General features: G+C 54.6%; 12 protein-coding genes. 5 read left to right on the forward strand and 7 right to left on the reverse strand.

Annotation, left to right across the window (positions count from 1 at the left end):
• From UC14_RS21460 to UC14_RS21470, 3 genes are all read left to right on the forward strand, one after another.
• Positions 1–763, forward strand: a 763-nt coding sequence (locus UC14_RS21460; protein ID WP_112198402.1) for an ACP S-malonyltransferase, incomplete at its 5' end; no start/stop codon positions are given.
• Positions 764–863: 100 nt separating this feature from the next.
• Positions 864–1,103 (forward strand): DUF4160 domain-containing protein, encoded by a 240-nt coding sequence (locus UC14_RS21465; RefSeq protein ID WP_014411499.1) that lies wholly within the window; start codon positions 864–866, stop codon positions 1,101–1,103.
• Entirely contained in the window at positions 1,087–1,353 is a 267-nt protein-coding gene (locus UC14_RS21470) for a DUF2442 domain-containing protein (RefSeq protein ID WP_013573586.1), read from the forward strand. Before UC14_RS21465 ends, UC14_RS21470 begins: the two co-directional genes overlap by 17 nt.
• On the opposite strand, the gene UC14_RS21475 is transcribed toward UC14_RS21470, so the two are convergent.
• The 6 genes from UC14_RS21475 to greB form a co-directional block, all read right to left on the reverse strand.
• Entirely contained in the window at positions 1,333–2,253 is a 921-nt protein-coding gene (locus tag UC14_RS21475; RefSeq protein ID WP_013573587.1) for a LysR family transcriptional regulator, read from the reverse strand. The two genes, UC14_RS21470 and UC14_RS21475, sit on opposite strands and share 21 nt — an antisense overlap.
• A gap of 68 nt (positions 2,254–2,321) precedes the next feature.
• Positions 2,322–2,561, reverse strand: a complete 240-nt coding sequence (locus UC14_RS21480) for a FeoC-like transcriptional regulator (protein ID WP_013573588.1) — start codon at positions 2,559–2,561, stop codon at positions 2,322–2,324.
• Between the two features lie 8 nt (positions 2,562–2,569).
• Positions 2,570–4,888 (reverse strand): Fe(2+) transporter permease subunit FeoB, encoded by a 2,319-nt coding sequence (gene feoB, locus UC14_RS21485; protein WP_112198403.1) that lies wholly within the window; start codon positions 4,886–4,888, stop codon positions 2,570–2,572.
• 86 nt (positions 4,889–4,974) lie between these two features.
• Complete coding sequence (feoA, locus tag UC14_RS21490; protein WP_013573590.1) at positions 4,975–5,199, reverse strand: ferrous iron transporter A; 225 nt, start codon at positions 5,197–5,199, stop codon at positions 4,975–4,977.
• 398 nt (positions 5,200–5,597) lie between these two features.
• Positions 5,598–7,928 (reverse strand): Tex family protein, encoded by a 2,331-nt coding sequence (locus tag UC14_RS21495; RefSeq protein WP_013573591.1) that lies wholly within the window; start codon positions 7,926–7,928, stop codon positions 5,598–5,600.
• Between the two features lie 111 nt (positions 7,929–8,039).
• Positions 8,040–8,513, reverse strand: coding sequence for a transcription elongation factor GreB (gene greB, locus UC14_RS21500; protein WP_013573592.1), 474 nt, complete (start codon positions 8,511–8,513; stop codon positions 8,040–8,042).
• 231 nt (positions 8,514–8,744) lie between these two features.
• Between greB and UC14_RS21505 the strand changes: the two genes are divergently transcribed.
• Both UC14_RS21505 and pbpC read left to right on the forward strand, forming a co-directional pair.
• Entirely contained in the window at positions 8,745–14,762 is a 6,018-nt protein-coding gene (locus UC14_RS21505; RefSeq protein ID WP_112198404.1) for an MG2 domain-containing protein, read from the forward strand.
• A 56-nt stretch (positions 14,763–14,818) separates the two neighbouring features.
• The gene (gene pbpC, locus UC14_RS21510) at positions 14,819–17,188 is read left to right on the forward strand and encodes a penicillin-binding protein 1C (protein WP_112198405.1); all 2,370 of its coding nucleotides are present in this window, start codon (positions 14,819–14,821) and stop codon (positions 17,186–17,188) included.
• Positions 17,189–17,202: 14 nt separating this feature from the next.
• Here the strand turns inward: pbpC and UC14_RS21515 are convergent, their stop codons facing one another.
• Positions 17,203–18,318: a fimbrial protein gene (locus UC14_RS21515; RefSeq protein WP_112198406.1), complete on the reverse strand. Its 1,116-nt coding sequence runs from the start codon at positions 18,316–18,318 to the stop codon at positions 17,203–17,205.
• Position 18,319 lies beyond the last annotated feature (1 nt).

An 18,319-nucleotide genomic window follows, 5' to 3' on the forward strand; every position in this document is an offset into this window, starting at 1 on the left:
ACTGTGTTTACTGATTGCCGGTGTGGTCTGGGCGAAACAATGTCAGGCCGAAGGAATCGAAGCTGATTTTTGCAGCGGGCTGTCGATTGGCGCGTTTCCGGCGGCGGTGATTGCCGGTGCGCTCGACTATTGCGATGCTGTACGTCTGGTCGCGCTGCGCGGTGAGCTGATGCAACAGGCTTATCCGCAGGGCTTTGGCCTCTCGGCGATCACCGGTCTGCGTCAGATGCAGGTTGAAGATCTGGTGGCGCAGGTCAACAGTGCAGAATCGCCGGTATATCTGGCGAATATTAACGCGGAAGATCAACTGGTGATTGCCGGCAGCGATGCCGCGATGGCGCAGGTGATGCAACTCGCTAAAGCGCAGGGCGCACAGAAAACCCATCAGCTGGCGGTCAGTGTGCCGTCACACTGTGCGCTGCTTGGTCAGCCTGCGGCGAAACTGGTGGAGGCGTTTAAACAGATTCATATTTCCCGCCCGATCAGCGGTTATCTCAGCGGAACAACCGGGCGTGTGTACTGGCAACCGGAAAAAATCGCTGACGACCTGGCGATGAACATGGCCCGTACTGTCAACTGGCGTGACGCCATGGTTGCCGCGTATCAGCGCGATGTACGGCTGGCGATTGAAATGCCGCCGGGCGCGGTGCTGAGCGGCCTGACACGCCGCGCGATGGAGCAGGGCGAAGCGCTGTCGTTATGCCAGTCCGGCATGCAGGTTGCGCGACGTCTCGCAACACGGTTACGGCAAAACGAACGCTGATTAAAGGCGTGATAGGTTGGTGATGCTACGGAATAAAAGCCTTTCCTGAGTGAAAGGTTTTTTGTTTTTATCGGACCGTTTATACAGGGAAGTCACCGCCATGCCAGTGATACTACGCTTTAAAAATTACCGTTTTTTCTTCTATTCCAATGAAGGAAATCCTCTTGAACCGCATCATATTCATGTAAGATCTGGTCAGAAAGAAGCCAAACTATGGCTTTCACCTGTTGCCCTATGTCGCCAGACAGGTTTTTCTGCCAAAGAGATCAGGGAAATTATAACGTTAACTAACGTTTATCAGACACTATTTCAAGGAGCATGGAATGAATATTTCGCCTAAAAGTGTTCGTTTTGATGAAAGTACAATGTGGGTGACTCTTGAAGATGGCCAGATCCTGACAGTGCCGCTGGCGCAATTTCCTGTTCTGCTGAACGCAACACCCGCACAGCGTCAGGATTGCGAAACCAGTGCTTATGGTTTGCATTGGGATGCTCTGGATGAAGATATTTCCATTGAGGGCTTAATCGTGGGAAAGCCGATCGCTAAACCGGCGACCCATACGAATGCGTCAGCGCTTTCTGCTCGCTAGCGCATACATCCGGCTTTCAGCGGCGAGGGCGAGCAGATTCGGGTCGTGCTCGCGGCTGTGCGGAAAGACCAGCGAAATGGTCTGGCGCATCTGGTAGGCTTCAGCCAGTGGCAGTAATTTTACCGTATTCTCATACACGCCTTTCATCCTGCCGGGAATCAGTGTGTAACCGACACCCGCCTGCACCAGACTCAGCATCGAGAAAATATCATTCACCCGCGTCACGATATCCGGTTCGAAACCGGCGACCTGGAAGGCTTCCTGAAAGCCGTGATAGGTGGCGAACCCTTCAGCCAGCGACACGAATTTCTTCTGTTTGTAATCGCGTAAATCCGCTGTGCCTTCTGAAATCAGTTCTGCGCTGGCCGGTGCGGCGAGGAAGATATCGTCCTGAAACAGCGGCAACTGATCGTAACGCTGGGCATCGACATTGGAATCACTGGTCGAAATCAGGATGGCATCCAGCTGACCGTCTTCCAGCTTGTGCAGTAAATCATTGTTGGACCCCATCACCAGTTCCAGTTCAAGCTCCGGACGGCGCAGTTTCAGCCCCATGATCAGGCGCGGAATGGTTTCCAGCGTCAGCGAATATAACGTGCCGACTTTCAGCCGCTTATCGCCAAAACCGGCGGCGCGCCGGGTCGCCAGGATACCGTGTTCCATTTGCTCGATGACCTGCGTCGCGTGCTCCAGCAGCGCTTCAGCCGCAGGCAGCGGCAGCAGATTGCGGCCACGATGGATAAACAGCGGGCAACGTAAACCTTCTTCCAGTGAATGCAGGGCGCGATGCACGCTGACGCTGCTCAGACCGAGTTGTTCAGCAGTACGCGTGATGTTTTGCTTTTCCATATAAGCGAGGAAGATTTCGAGTTTACGGAAGGTGATTTCACTGTCGATCATGCAGGCTCCTGCGGGCGTAAACGAGGAGTGATGATAGCCGCGACGCGGCTATCAGGAAAGGCTTTGAATCAGTGTCGGGTGAGCTGATAGCTCACCGTGAGGCATTTCTTGCCGTCGGCGCAGCTTTTACAACTGCCGCTCAGACAACTGTCATCAGCTTCGACCACTTCTGCTTTGCGCATGGCGACCAGCCGTTCAAGCATCGCCTGCACCAGCGGTTGTGGTGCATTAAGCTGATGGCTGAGCTGGCGGGCATCTGCCCGCCCGGCCAGTGCGAGACTGTCGCGAACCTGAATCAGACTGGTCATCTCATCTCCTAATGGCAATCGCTGCCGGTAGCGGGTTTACAACAGGCCGCCACATTGCGCGGTTGCAGATGAACGCTGACCCGGCTGCGGGCTTTGCGCAGGGCGGTTAAGACGAGGGCATTGAAGATCAGTACGATCAGGATAATGCCCGCGCTGTGTGCCGGATGCGTGCTGAACGTTGCCGCCTGATAGAACAGGGTTGCCAGTGAGTACGCCACGTTCAGCCCCCAGAAGATCGAGAACGTCATCCAGCTACGGCTGGTTTCACGGGCAATCGCCCCCATCACCGAGACGCAAGGCACGTAAAGCAATACAAAGATCAGGTAGCTGTAAGCCGAAATCGCCGAACCAAATTTGGTGCTCATGACGCCCATTGAGCTGACGCCCATTTCACCGTCGCCTTTGCTGGCTTCGATCGGGTTCGACAGCACGCTGATGCTGAAGGTATCTTTCAGACCCTGCCAGGTTTCTTTTACCGCGCCGCCCAGTTCATCGAACAGGTTAAAACTGGCCGCATCGAAGGCTTCATTGGTGATGTGTTCGGCGGTATATAGCGTGTTCAGCGTACCGACCACCACCTCTTTTGCCATCGCACCGGTGACCAGACCCACGGTCGCCTGCCAGTTGTCAGGATGTACGCCCATCGGCGAGAGCACCGGTGTCAGCACTTTACTGACTGACGCCAGCGCCGAGTCATTGATGTTATCCACCGCCTTGCCGCTGAACGAGAAACTGTTCAGTGCGCCGATGAAAATACTGGCAATCACGATCACCTTACCGGCGCGCAGTACGAAACCTTTCAGACGTTGCCACGTTTGCAGCAGCAGGCTTTTCAGGTGCGGAACGTGATACACCGGCAGTTCCATCACAAACGGCGAGGCTTCGCCGCGCATGATGGTGTATTTCAGCAGCAGTCCGGTCAGGATAGCGACCACGATGCCCAACAGATACAGCGAGAACACCACGGATGCGCCGTCCTGCCCGAAAAAGGCCGCAGAGAACACCGCAAAAATCGCCAGACGTGCGCCGCATGACATGAACGGCGCCATCATCACGGTGATCAGCCTTTCACGCGGCGCATCCAGCGTGCGGGCACCCATAATAGACGGCACGTTACAGCCGAAACCGACAATCAGTGGCACGAAGGATTTACCCGGCAGGCCGAGCGACTGCATCAGCCTGTCCATGACGAACGCGGCACGTGCCATATAACCGGAGTCTTCAAGGAACGACAGAAACAGATACATCATGCCGATTTGTGGCACCAGCGGCAGCACGGTATTGATACCGCCACCCAGCCCCTGTGCCAGAAAAATGGTCAGCCATTGCGGGAAATGCAGGGTAAAGCCAATCCACTGCATGCCCTGAATGAAAATCGCGGCGGAGCCGATATCGAAAATCGGCTGCAGCGCACCACCGATGTTGATGGCCAGCACGAACATCAGATACATCACCAGCAGGAAAATCGGTACGCCCAGAAAGCGGTTGAGGATCACGCGATCGAGCACCTGCGTCAGTTTATTCGGCGCCGTAAGGTGGGAGTTGCTGATCTCTGCGCAAAGCGCCGCGATGCTCTGATAACGCGCATCGGCGATCAGCAGTGCCGGATCGTCCAGTTTCTGCTCAGCCAGCCGGGCTCTTACCTGCGGCAATAATGCCTGTGCGTTGCCTGCGTGCGTCTGGCTATAAATATCCCCTTCAAGAATTTGCAGTGCCAGCCAGCGGCGTTGTTGCAGCGCCATGGCTGGCGGCATTTCGGCGGCCAGGATATCGACTTCCTGTTGTAAAACCGGATGATATTGCACACGTTCCAGCACAGCCACTTGTGGCAATTCGTCGATGGCGGCTTTCAGTTCTTTGATGCCGCTGGCACGGGTAGAAACCAGCGCCACCACCGGGCAACCCAGACGAGCAGACAGCGCAGGGATATCAATATTGATGTTCTGGATTTTGGCGATATCCAGCATGTTCAGCGCCACGATGCATGGCACGCCCAGTTCCAGCAGTTGCAGTGTCAGGTATAAATTGCGCTCGAGGTTTGAGGCATCGACGACGTTGATCATCAGATCCGCGTCGCCGCTCAGAATGTAATGGCAGGCAATTTGTTCATCGAGCGAAGTTTGCTCGGAAATGGTGGTCAGGGAATAGGTGCCCGGTAAATCCACCAGCGTAATCTGGTGCGCTGCGGTGGCAAACTGACCTTCTTTGCGCTCGACGGTCACGCCTGCCCAGTTACCGACACGCTGGCGTGAACCGGTTAACTGATTGAAAAGCGTGGTCTTACCTGAGTTTGGGTTACCAATCAGGCCGATCGTTAATGGTTTCATTCGATAAAATCTACGTGTCAGAAAAGGTAAACATGCAAGCCCGGGGCCGCCGCGAAAAATGAACTGTCAAAGGCCTGATGTTGGGATCAGGCCATCATCTCGAGCTGGAGGAGATCGAGGTCTTTTCTGCGGACGACGAGGCTGGTACGGCGGGTTTCGATTTGTACCGGATCACCCATCGGCGCAACGCGGATAATGTTGAAAAATGACCCCGGTAACATCCCGAGTGACAACAGTTTCTGCCGGTAAGCCGGGCTGATTTCGTGTGAAAAGCCGGTAATTTTATAAGCACGTTTTGATTGAAGTTGCATAGTTCCTCGCGAAGCATTCAGGCATTTTGGGGGCAGCGTGACAAAGGTTACGCCGCGCTTCCGTGCCCGGTGATCTCACTTAACTGCGAAATATTGCTCAGAAATTGTCCATGGTGCGAAATTGTCAGCCTGTGGCTGACGGCGTATTGAATACGCAAAGAAGTACAAACGAGAATAGTTATCATAATTAGTACGCGTATAGAGACAAAAGAAAAGAGGGGGTGCCTCTTCACGGGAATCTCCACCGCGTCGCTATCGTATGCCTGCCGGATGGCCGATTTATTGATTTACCTCAGTGATTGATTCATTAAGACAGAGTTTAAAAAGTGTCGAAAAAAGATACATAAAAAAAGCCGCTGGATATCAGCGGCTTTGGTGTGGCGGGGAAAAACGAAGAATTAACGTTTTTTGCCGAGCGCGGCGGCCAGAGCATCGGCCATCGCGTTATTGCCTGCTGGCGCGGCATTGCGGCCCGACGGTTTGTTTGGCGCGTGGCGTTTCTGATTGTCTCGTGAATCTGACGCTGGCGCGGAAGAACGGCGCGCGGGTGCTTCGCCCGGTTGCTCGTCCAGTCGCATGGTCAGCGCGATACGTTTGCGTTGCAGATCGACTTCCATCACTTTGACTTTGACGATGTCGCCGGCTTTCACCACTGTGTGGGGATCTTCGACGAATTTGTTCGCCAGTGACGAGATGTGAACCAGGCCGTCCTGATGGACACCAATATCGACGAACGCACCAAAGTTGGTGACGTTAGTGACAGAGCCTTCGAGGATCATGCCCGGCATCAGGTCGTTCATGGTTTCAACGCCCTCGGCAAAGGTCGCGGTTTTAAACTCTGGACGCGGATCGTGCCCCGGTTTTTCCAGCTCTTTGATAATGTCGGTGACCGTCGGCACACCGAACTGCTCATCGGTGAATTCGCTGGCTTTCAGGCCACGCAGCACATTGGAATCGCCCATCAGTTCTTTCAGCGCCAGCTGTGTCGCCGCCAGAATGCGTTCCACTACCGGATAGGTTTCCGGGTGAACTGTCGAGGCATCAAGCGGGTTGTCGCCGTGGTTGATACGCAGGAAGCCCGCGCATTGCTCAAAGGCTTTTGGCCCCAGACGGCTGACTTTCAGCAACTGTTCGCGGTTACGGAACTGACCGTTTTCGTCGCGCCAGTTAACGATATTCTGCGCCATCATGCGTGTCAGACCGGCCACGCGGGTCAGCAGGGGAACGGATGCGGTATTGAGATCAACACCCACGGCGTTCACGCAGTCTTCGACCACGGTATCGAGTTTTTTCGCCAGCTGAGACTGGCTGACGTCGTGCTGATACTGACCAACACCGATGGATTTCGGGTCGATTTTCACCAGCTCCGCCAGCGGATCCTGTAATCGACGGGCGATAGAGACTGCGCCGCGAATAGAAACATCCAGATCCGGGAATTCCAGCGCCGCCAGTTCGGAGGCGGAATACACCGATGCACCGGCTTCACTGACAATCACTTTCTGCGCTTTTACCGCCGGGAACTGTTTTTGCAGCTCAAGGAAGAAGCGCTCGGTCTCGCGGGACGCGGTGCCATTACCGATCGCCACCAGTTCGACATTATGTTTGATGCACAGCGCGGCAACCTGTTGTGCGGCTTTTGCTGCCTGACCGGTATGGGGATAAACCGTATCGATATCCACCAGTTTGCCGGTGTTATCCACAACGGCGACTTTTACACCGGTACGTAAACCCGGATCGAGACCCATAGTGGCGCGCATACCGGCGGGGGCGGCCATCAGCAAATCGTGCATGTTGCGGGCAAAAACGTTGATCGCTTCATCTTCGGCGCGTTCGCGCACGGTGCCCATCAGCTCGGTTTCGAGGTGCAGCAGCACTTTGATACGCCATGTCCAGTTGACCACGGCACGACGCCAGACGTCAGCAGGCGCGTTGTTCAGGCGCAGGCCCAGATGGTCGATGATCAGTTGTTCGGCATAGCTTTCTTTTGGCGGCTCGTCATGCTGCGGATCGGCATTCAGCGCCAGTTGTAAGATACCTTCGTTGCGGCCGCGGAACATCGCCAGCGCGCGGTGCGAAGGCACCTGAGAAATCGGTTCGTGATGGTCGAAATAGTCGCGGAATTTCGCGCCTTCCTGCTCTTTACCTTCCACCATACGGGACGTCAGATGGGCGTTTTTCCACAGGTAATCGCGGACTTTCGCCAGCAGCGCGGCATCTTCAGCGAAACGCTCCATCAGAATGTAACGTGCGCCATCAAGGGCAGCTTTGGTGTCGGCCACGCCTTTATCGGCATCAATGAATTTTGCGGCAGCAGCGTCCGGCTCGTTTTGCGGATCGTTCCACAGCAATTCGGCCAGCGGCTCCAGACCGGCTTCGATAGCGATTTGTCCGCGCGTGCGGCGCTTGGGTTTGAACGGCAGGTAAAGGTCTTCCAGCTCGGTTTTGCTCAGCGTGGTATTAATGGCATTTGCCAGGTCGTCGCTGAGTTTGCCCTGTTCTTCGATAGATTTGAGGATGGTCTGGCGACGGTCTTCCAGCTCCCGCAGATAACCCAGACGGGTGTCCAACTGACGCAGTTGGGTATCGTCCAACCCACCGGTGACTTCCTTACGATACCGCGCAATAAACGGCACGGTATTACCTTCATCCAGCAGACGCACCACGGAAGCAACCTGCTCCGGGCGAACCTGCAATTCACTTGCGATAATGCGGCTCAGTTGATCATTCATAGGTCTGATATCAGTTTTTTTCGTTTAAAAAGCAGGGCACAGTTATACGGTTTGAAGACATAAAATGCCAGTCATCAGGCTGTCCGCCTGCGTGTTTTGAGAGTTAGCTGATCATTTCCCGTAGTCAATCTCATTGACGTACCAGGTCGCGTCGCCAACCGGCGTGGTGACCACCAGACTGTCGCCGACTTCTTTTTTCAACAGCGCGCGCGCCATCGGCGAGTCGATAGAAATGTAGTCTTTGCGGCCAAAAATTTCGTCATATCCGACAATGCGGAAACGCTTGATGTCGCCGTCGTCATTTTCGACTTCCACCCAGGCACCAAAGAACACTTTGCCGTCCTGTTGCGGTGAATAATCGACGATGCGCAGCTGTTCCATGCATTTGGTCAGATAGCGGATGCGGCGGTCGATTTCACGCAGCCGTTTCTTATTGTACTGGTAATCGGCATTTTCACTGCGGTCGCCCAGGCTTGCAGCCCAGGTGACCTTTTTGGTCACTTCGGGGCGTTCATCGCGCCACAGGAAATCCAGTTCAGTTTTGAGCTTGTCGTAGCCTTCACGGGTAATCAGTTTCGTCTTCATGTCACCTGTCGCTTTGCGCAAAATCCTCGCGCTATTGTTTCACACAATCGTGTCGCTGGCAGCGCAGAAATCAGCCGGAAACTCCCGGTTGCTGCTACGCTTTATCTGATGGCTTTTTAGGCGAATAATCATTATCCTGCGGCGCAATGCGTTGAATTTAATAAAAGTCCTGATTCGCATAAAAATATCACTTCTGGCGATGGTTCACAGGGATTAGGGGTACAGCAACAAATGGATTTATTAAAATTCTTACTTCGTCTGCCTTTTACATTGATAAAAGGTGTTTTCCGCGTGCTGGCTTTTATTCTGGGCCTGCTGGGTCGTGTCTTCAAACCGCTGGTCGGGAATATTGACTGGCGGGCACCTGCCTGGTGGACGGCCACTTCCGGCTGGCTGAAGCGCAGCTTTACGCGGATGGAAAATGGCGTAGATAAATACCCGAAAGCCATCAGTCTGGCGATTCTGGTTTTGCTGTGCGCCGCAGGTGCTGGCGTTTACGGCTGGCACTGGTGGCTCAATCGCCCGCAGCCGATAGAACCTGCACCAATGGTTTATCAGAACACCAGCGTCAGCGTCAGCGGCCCCGAGTCCGTCAATTACGCCGCGCAAAAGCCTGCACCGCAGCAAGTCATTTTCAGTTTCCGTCATTCTGCCGCGCCCGTGACGGAAGTGGGCAAAGTGGTCGAAAAAGGGATTTCCCTGAAACCTGCCACGGAAGGTGAATGGAAATGGGTAAGTGGTTACACCTTAGTGTTCACGCCTAAAAATCCGCTGCCGATGGGCAACAAATATGATGTGAACTTCACCCCTGATGTGCTGCTTGCGCCACAAATTAAACTGGCGAAAACTCGCTATGAATTTTCTGCCCCGGCTTTCAGTTATCAGTTGGGTCAGGCCGAGTATTATCAGGACCCGCAGGATCCCCAAAAACGCAGCGCGATTTTTAACGTTAAATTCAACGCACCGGTGGATGTCGCCAGTTTCGAAAAACAGATTTCGCTTGGCCTGACCGAAGGGAAAGCCAAAACCGGGACGAAACTCAATTATTCTGTGGTCTATGACCAGAAGAAACTCAATGCCTGGGTACATTCCGAACCGCTGAAATCGCTGGATCACGGTGGTTCCGTGCGTGTCATCATTGGCGAAGGCGTGAAGGCCTCTGTACCCTCAAATGCCACCGCGCAGGCGAAGAATGGCGTGGTGTCCGTGCCGACGCTCTATAGCCTGACGGTGAACGAAGCCAGCGCGCAGGTGGTGGATGCCGATGGCGCGAAAGGCCAGCGTGCGCTGATCGTCGGGTTCAGCGACGCGGTCAAAGACAAAGATATCCGCCAGGCAGTCAAAGTGTGGTTACTGCCACAGCATAATCCAAACGATCAGGACGAAGCCAAAGGCCCGGATGATTACGCAAGCTGGGCAGTCGACAGCGTCGAGAATAATGTGCTCGCGCAGGCCACCCCGCTGAATATCCAGCTTAATGACGCGGAAAGTGATTATCAGCCGCAGTTCAGCTTCCGTTTCGATGCGCCAGCCCACCGTGCCATGCTGGTGGAGATTGACAATATTCTGACATCTTCCGGCGGCTATAAAATGCCGGAAAAAGTCTACCGCATCGTTCAGGTTCCGGATTATCCGAAATCCCTGCAATTTATGTCGCAAGGCTCGTTGCTGTCGGTCAACGGTGACAAGCAAATCAGCGTCGCGGCGCGTAACGTACCGGGGCTGCGCCTGGACATCAAACGGGTGATCCCGAGCCAGCTGCAACACATCGTGTCGTTCAAAAGTCGTGAATATTCATCGGCGGAATTTAACCGCCTGAATGACGAGTATTTCACCGAGCACTTCAAATATCAGACGGCGGTGAATAACGACAAGCCGGGTGAAGTGAATTATCAGGGCGTCGATCTTTCGCGTTATCTCTCCACCGATCCGACCTCGCATCGCGGCGTATTCCTGCTGACGCTGTCGGAATGGGATCCGAAAAAGAAAGAAGTGAAACCGGAAGCGGATGACGACGGCAATGTGTATCAGGATGAAGACCAGAGCGGAGATGAAGCGCCGGTTGGCGATTCGCGATTCGTTGTTGTCACCGATTTGGGGATTATTGCCAAGCGTTCGCAGGATAAAACACGCGACGTATTTGTGCAGTCAATTCACAGCGGCACACCGGTGGCAAATGCGAAAGTCTCGGTTATTGCTAAAAACGGCGTCACGCTGCTGACTCAAACCACCGGTGCTGACGGGCATGTACGTTTCCCGGCGCTGGACGTTTATACCAGCGAGCGTCAGCCGGTGATGTTCCTGGTGGAAAAAGAGGGCGATGTCTCCTTCCTGCCAGCGGACCGGAATAACGATCGCGGCCTCGACTTCTCCCGTTTTGATGTCGATGGCGAAATCACCCCCAATGACCCGCGTACGCTGAGCAGTTATCTGTTCTCCGATCGCGGCGTTTATCGTCCGGGGGATACCTTCAATATCGGGTTGATCACCCGCGCTGCCGACTGGAGCAACGGGCTGGCGGGTGTGCCGGTGCGTGCGGAAATTCACGACCCGCGCGACAAGCTGATGAGCACTATCCCGCTGACGCTCGGTGCCAGCGGTTTCAATGAGCTGAGTTATACCACTGACGATAATTCACCTACCGGTGAATGGAATGTCTATCTGTATCTGATCGGCAAAGACAATGAGTCTTCCACTTTGCTGGGACATACCTCGGTTAACGTCAAAGAGTTCGAGCCGGATCAGCTGAAGGTGAAATTACAACTGACGCCGGAGCGTAAACAAGGCTGGGTGAAACCCTCAGAATTGCAGGCCAATATTGACGTACAGAACCTGTTCGGTACGCCTGCGCAGGACCGGCGCGTGACCTCGAAACTGACGCTGCGCCCGATGTATCCGAGCTTCGATCAGTTCCCGGATTACGCTTTCTATGAGAACCGCCAGAACAGCGACGGTTTCGAAACGGAACTGGAAGACCGCACGACGGATGAAAAAGGCGCGGCGAATATCCCGCTGGATCTGAAATCTTACGCTGACGCGACCTATCAGTTGCAACTGCTGTCCGAGGCGTTCGTGGCCGGTGGCGGACGTTCCGTGGCCGCAACGGCTCGGGTGCTGGTATCGCCGTATGACTCTCTGGTCGGCGTAAAAGCCGACGGCGATTTAGGCTATATCAACCGCGATGCAGCGCGCCATCTGAACATTATTGCGGTCGACCCGTCGCTGAAGCAGATTGCGTTGCCGGATCTGAAAGTCGCGCTGATTGAACAGAAATACATTTCAGTGCTCACCAAACAGGATTCCGGCGTTTACAAATATCAGTCGAAAATGAAGGAAGTGCAGTTGTCGGAACAGCCGCTGTCGCTGACGGCGCAGGGCAACGACCTGACGCTGGCGACGGATAAACCGGGTGATTTCGTGCTGGTTATTGAAGATGCGAAAGGCAATGTGCTGAACCGCATTGGCTATACCGTGGCCGGTAACGCCAACCTCAGCCGTTCGCTGGACAGGAATGCCGAACTGAAGCTGAAACTCAATCAGGCGGAGTACCAGCCGGGTGAGGAAATCGAGGTATCCGTTAACGCGCCGTACACCGGCAGCGGGCTGATTACCATCGAGAAAGATAAAGTCTACAGCTGGCAGTGGTTCCATACCGACACCACCAGTTCGGTGCAGAAAATCCGTGTTCCTGCAGGCATGGAAGGCAACGGCTACATCAACGTGCAGTTCGTGCGTGATGTGAATTCCAATGAAATCTTTATGAGCCCGCTGAGCTACGGCGTGATGCCGTTCAAAATCAGCACTAGAGCCCGCCAGAACACTCTCGACGTCAACGCGCCTGAGGTGATTAAACCGGGGGAAAATCTGGTCATGACGGTGAACACCGACGGCCCGCAACAGGTGGCGCTGTTTGCCGTCGATGAGGGAATTTTGCAGGTGGCGCGTTATCGCCTGAAAGATCCGCTGGAGTACTTCTTCCGTAAACGTGAACTGGGCGTGGAAAGCTCGCAAATTCTGGATCTTATCCTGCCGGAATTCAGCAAGCTGATGCAGCTCGCCGCCGCGCCGGGCGGTGACGCCGGTGAAGGTCTGGATCTGAACGTCAATCCGTTTAAACGTAAGCGCGACAAGCCGGTGGCGTACTGGTCGGGCATTACCGAAGTGAACGGCGAGAAGCAGTTTGATTATCCGGTGCCGGATTATTTCAACGGTAAAATCCGCGTGATGGCGATTTCCGTGACGCCGGACAAAATCGGTAAAGCGCAGACCTCGGCAACCGTGCGCGACAACTTCATCATGACGCCAAACGTGCCGTCGATGGTGGCACCGGGTGATGAGTTTGATGTCAGCGTAGGTGTCAGTAACAACCTCGAAGGGCTGAACGGCAAAAGCATTCCTGTTGCTATCCACCTGACTGTACCGCCGCAGCTTGAAGTGGTGGGCCAGGCCGATCAGAACCTGTCGCTGGCTGAAAAACGCGAGGGCGTGATTAATTTCCGCTTACGCGCCAAAGCCTTGCCGGGTGATGCGCCGCTGGTGTTTGAGGCGACGTATGGCGATAAAACCAGCCGCCGCACGATCAGTACGTCGGTGCGCCCGGCAATGCCGTTCCGCACGCAGTCGGTGATGGGACGCATGAACGGCAGCGGCCAGAACGTCGATAACCTGCGTCAGATGTTTGATGCTTACGCGGTGCGTAACGCGGCGGTGTCCAACTCGCCGCTGGTACTGACCAGCGGGTTATCCCAGTATCTGGCGGATTATCCGTATTACTGTTCTGAGCAGATTGTCAGCCGCTCGGTGCCGCTGATCCTCGAAACCGTGCATCCGGAAATGCGTGGCAATCTCAGCCCGGCGGACAGCAGCAAGCAACTGAAAGATATGCTGGGGGTGCTGCGTTCACGACAGAACGACAGCGGCGCGATTGGCCTGTGGCGTTCATCGCCGCAAACCGATCCGTTCGTCACGCCGTATGTAGTGCAATATCTGCTGGAAGCCAAAGCGGCGGGCGTTGCGTTGCCAGCCGGTATGCTGGAAGAAGCCAATTCGGCACTGCGCGAACTGGCGGCAAATCAGAATGATGATTTGTATACCCTGCGTCTGCGCGCATGGGCGGTTTATTTGCTGACCCGTCAGGGTGAAATCACCACCAGTTCGCTGGCCTCGGTGCAGGATACCTTGCAGCAGCGCTATCCGGACACCTGGAAAACCGATCTCAGCGCGATGTATCTGGCATCTTCTTACCGTCTGCTGAAAATGGATGATGAGGCGAATACGCTGTTGCAACCAACGTGGGCGCAACTGAGCAAGGCGTATGACAAAGCCTGGTGGACGCAAAGTTACTTTGATCCACTGGTGCAGGACGCGACGCGGCTGTATCTGATCACCCGTCACTTCCCGGAAAAAGTCTCCGCGATTCCGCCACAGGTGCTGGAAAATATGGTCAAGGCACTGAAAGAGGAACGCTACACCACGTATTCCTCGGCAATGAGCATTCTGGCGCTGGAGAGTTATTCCGCACAGGTGGCGGCGCAGGCCACGGCACCGGATGCGCTGAAAATTACGCAACTAAGCAAAACCAAAAATGTGGAACCGCAGCTGATTTCACAGGTTCAGGGGCTGTTTGCTAAAGCGAATTTCACCGCTGACGCACAGGCACTTCGCATTGAAAACGGCAATAACGCGCCCGCCTGGTACGTGGTGACGCAGGCGGGTTACGATCTGGCAGCGCCGAAGAAAGCCATTTCCCGCGGTCTGGAAATCACCCGCGATTACACCGATGAAAAAGGCAACGCAGTCACGCAGGTGACGCTGGGGCAGAAGATCAATGTGCATCTGAAAGTCCGCGCCAACTCGCAGGAAGGGCAGGACAATCTGGCGATTGTGGATTTGTTGCCGGGCGGATTCGAAGTGGTCCAGCAAACGCCACTGGAACCGGAATCTGACAGCAGTGATGAAAACAGTGAAGCAGAAGCTTCAGCGTCCTGGCAGTCACCGCTGGCGGCATCGGGTTCTACGTGGGCACCGGATTACAGCGATATTCGTGAAGATCGCGTGGTGATTTACGGCAGCGCCAGCACCGATGTGCAGGAGTTTGTGTATCAGATTAAAGCCACCAACACCGGCAGTTTCGTGATCCCTCCGGCTTACGGGGAAGCGATGTATAACCGTGAAGTTCAGGCGTTGTCGGTCAGTGATAAAAAACTGGTGGTCGTGCCGGCTGATGAAGCGGCTGTTGCTAAAAAATAACACAATGCAGAAGCCCCGCCGCTGATGGCGGGGCTTAACCTGTTCTGAGTAGCAAGATGATCACCTTTCGCGCATTTTCTAAAACAGCCAAACGTCTGCTGCAAAACATCGCGATGGCGGTTTTTTTACTGGCGATGATTATTGTGGCATGCCGCCTCTGGTCACATCCGCTCCTTTCTCAGGGCCAGCCTTTTTCCACCGTCTATTATGACCGTCAGGGTACGCTGATGCGTATCACGCTGGCGAACGACGACCGTTATCGCCTCTGGACGCCACTTGAACAGGTTTCTCCGCTGGCGGTGAAAAGCTTGTTGCTGCATGAAGATCGCTGGTTTTATATCAACCCCGGTTTTAACCCGTTCAGCCTGATGCGGGGGTTCTGGCGCAGCTATGTGACGGGTGGAAAGATGCAGGGCGGCTCCACTATCACGATGCAACTGGCGCGGATGCACTGGCATCTGAACACCCGCACGCCATCGGGTAAAATCATGCAGGTTCTGCGCGCGGTGCAACTGGAACTGAGTTATTCCAAACATGACATTCTCGAAGCCTATCTGAATACCGCACCGTACGGGCGAAATATTGAAAGCATTGGCGCGGCCAGCCTGATTTATTTCAACAAAGCCCCGAAGGATCTGACGTTACCGGAAGCACTGACGCTGGCGGTTCTGCCACAATCGCCGAGCTACCGTATCGACTCTAAAACCGGTGTTGTCGGTGCGGCGCTGACGCAGGCTCGTAACCGGCTTTTCCAGCGCTGGCAGGCCCATTATGCAACCGACAGCAGCCAGACTTCATTGTTCAGATTGCCGCTGGCACTGCGCCAGCCCGAACAGATGCCTTATATTGCGCCGCATTTCATCGAGCAGTTACGCCAGCAGAACCCGCAAATTATCCGCACGGATACCCGTATCGACACCACACTGGATGCCGGTTTGCAGCGGCTGATCGAGCGGCAGGTGAATGCGTTTATCACCCGCAACGAAAGCCGTGGGATTCACAATGCTGCTGTTGTGCTGGCCGATACCCGTGATATGGGTGTGCGTGCGCTGGTCGGTTCCGCCGGTTACTACAACCGTACGATTCAGGGGCAGGTGAACGGCACCAACGCGAAACGCTCGCCCGGTTCGGCGCTCAAACCGTTTATTTACGCGCTGGGCATGGAGCAGGGCGTGCTGCATCCGATGACTATTCTCAAAGATGTACCTTCAGCATTTGGGGCATATGCGCCGGAGAATTTCGACCGGCGATTTCTCGGACCAGTGACTGCCACCGATGCGCTGAACTTCAGCCGCAACATTCCGGCCGTGTATGTGGCTTCACAGCTTCGCCAGCCGACGTTCTATCAGTTTCTGCGTCTTTCCGGCGTGGCGGATATGTCCAGCGAGAACCATTATGGTTTATCGCTGGTGCTGGGCGGTGGCGAAGTGACGATGCAGGAACTGGCAAAACTGTACGCGTTGCTGGCGAACCGTGGCGTCTTACAGCCGTTACGGATGCAGAAATCCGATCCGCGGCAGACAACGCCGGTCAGGTTGCTGAGTGAAGAGGCCAGTTTCATCACCCTCGATATGCTGCGCCAGCACCGCCGTCCGGGCGATACGCTGGCACAGGCACCGTCTTCACTGCCAGTTTACTGGAAAACCGGCACGTCCTGGGGCTTTCGTGATGCCTGGAGCGTGGGGGTTTTCGGGCCTTACGTGCTGGTGGTGTGGGAAGGGAATTTCGACAGCAAAGGCAACAACGTGTTTGTCGGTGCCGATGCGGCCGCGCCGCTGTTCTTCAATATTATCGACAGCATTACCGCCAGTTATCCTGATTTGCAGGAACCCAAACGCCCGTTTCCCAAAGGGTTGAAAAGGGTGGATATCTGCCTGGCCAGCGGTGATTTGCCGACGCCGTGGTGCCAGCAAAAAGGCAAAACCTGGTTTATTCCGGGCAAGTCGCCGATCAAAGTCGATACGGTTTACCGCCCGGTGCGCCTCGATAAACTGACCGGTGAAGTGGCATGCCCGCCTTATGAGGAGGACGAAACCCGTACGGAAGTGTTTGAGTTCTGGCCATCGGATCTGGCGAATGTTTTTGCACAGGCAGGGTTGCCAAAACGTAAGCCCCCGGCGAATCACTGCAAGGATGAGGGCGTTGACGTGAGTGGCAATCCGCCACGCATCACGTCACCGCTGAAAAATACCACCTACACGCTGCGGCAGTCACAGCAAGGCCGTGACCGGATTTCCTTTAATGCGGTCACGGATGCGGACAGTAAAACGGTGTACTGGTTTGTCGATGACATCTACCTCGGCAGCTCCGCCAGCAAATCCGCTATCGACTGGCGGCCTATCAATAACGGCCAGTATCGCATTCGCGCGGTGGACGACCACGGGCGCGCGGACAGCCGGTTGGTGAGTATTGAGATTGTGAACTGAACAGCGTGGCAGGCTTATCGGATATCTATTTTCAAGGTCGCCATCCCACTGAATTCGCCGGTATCCAGCCCGCCACCAATGAGGTTAATTGGGTAAGCCGTCATAGAGATGTTTCCCATACCGTTTTGATTCATGGGTAAGTTTCCAGATTCAAAAGGGATCGCTGTACCGCTGGCATTCTCAACGCGAATACCAATATCGGCTTTATTGTCAGAAGGCCGGCGTCTGGCGACCAGCGTGTACTGATCTGTCAGGTCGTCCCCCTTCAACAGCATGGCAAGCTGTGTACCTGCCGGGATCTTCGGCAATCCATTGGCTGTGCAGTCATACGTAATGTTGAACGTTACAGGAATAAACCCTCTGGGAGGCTGATTGAGCGTGGTGAATTTATTGGTGGCGATGGCACCGAAATTGACCGTGATCGTTTCACCTTTATTGATTTCGCAGCTTTGGGGCACGGTCAGTTTTCCGCTGACGTAGACGCGGGCAACAGGGGAGCCAAGCGGAGGGGCGGTCACTATGGCCGTACCTGATGACAAATAAATCTCAGCGATCTCTGTTCTTGGTATATCCAGTTCTCCGATAAAAGGGGTGGTGATATAAAAAGTTAATGAGCCTTGAGAACCAATGTCGAGGCTGGCACGGGTATTTTGCTGCACGCAAACGCCGTTATTATTTGCATCTGTGTGATGCGTGGCATCGCCAAGTGTTTTGGTCGTCGGCACCGGAACATCAGTTGCCGGAGGCAGATCAAGGCTTGCTTTGACATCAATGTGGTCATTAATTTTGTAATATCCCGGCTCAGTTCCCTTAGGTAAGGCGGTTTTTACGGTGTACATCAGCAGTACTCCACTGCGGCTGCTGGCATCTTTGTCGGTACAATTGCAGGCAATGGTGTAATTTTGCATTCCACCATTCATGCTTTTTTCATACTTTTTCCCTCTCTCGTTGTCCGACGCGGGGATGTCTTCATGAAGAAAGTTTTCATAACTCACGCCGGCACCATTTTCTGGCGAGCACATTGCCGATCCCGCTTGTGCGAGGGATGAAAAACTATTTATGGCGATCCCCAACAGTGCGAGCTTTATGAGTGATGTCAGGTTGTGCAAAACCTGTTTTTTAGTGTGCATG

This window comes from Rahnella sp. NRRL B-41462 (assembly GCF_003263525.1).
Classification (GTDB): Bacteria; Pseudomonadota; Gammaproteobacteria; order Enterobacterales; family Enterobacteriaceae; genus Rahnella; species Rahnella aceris.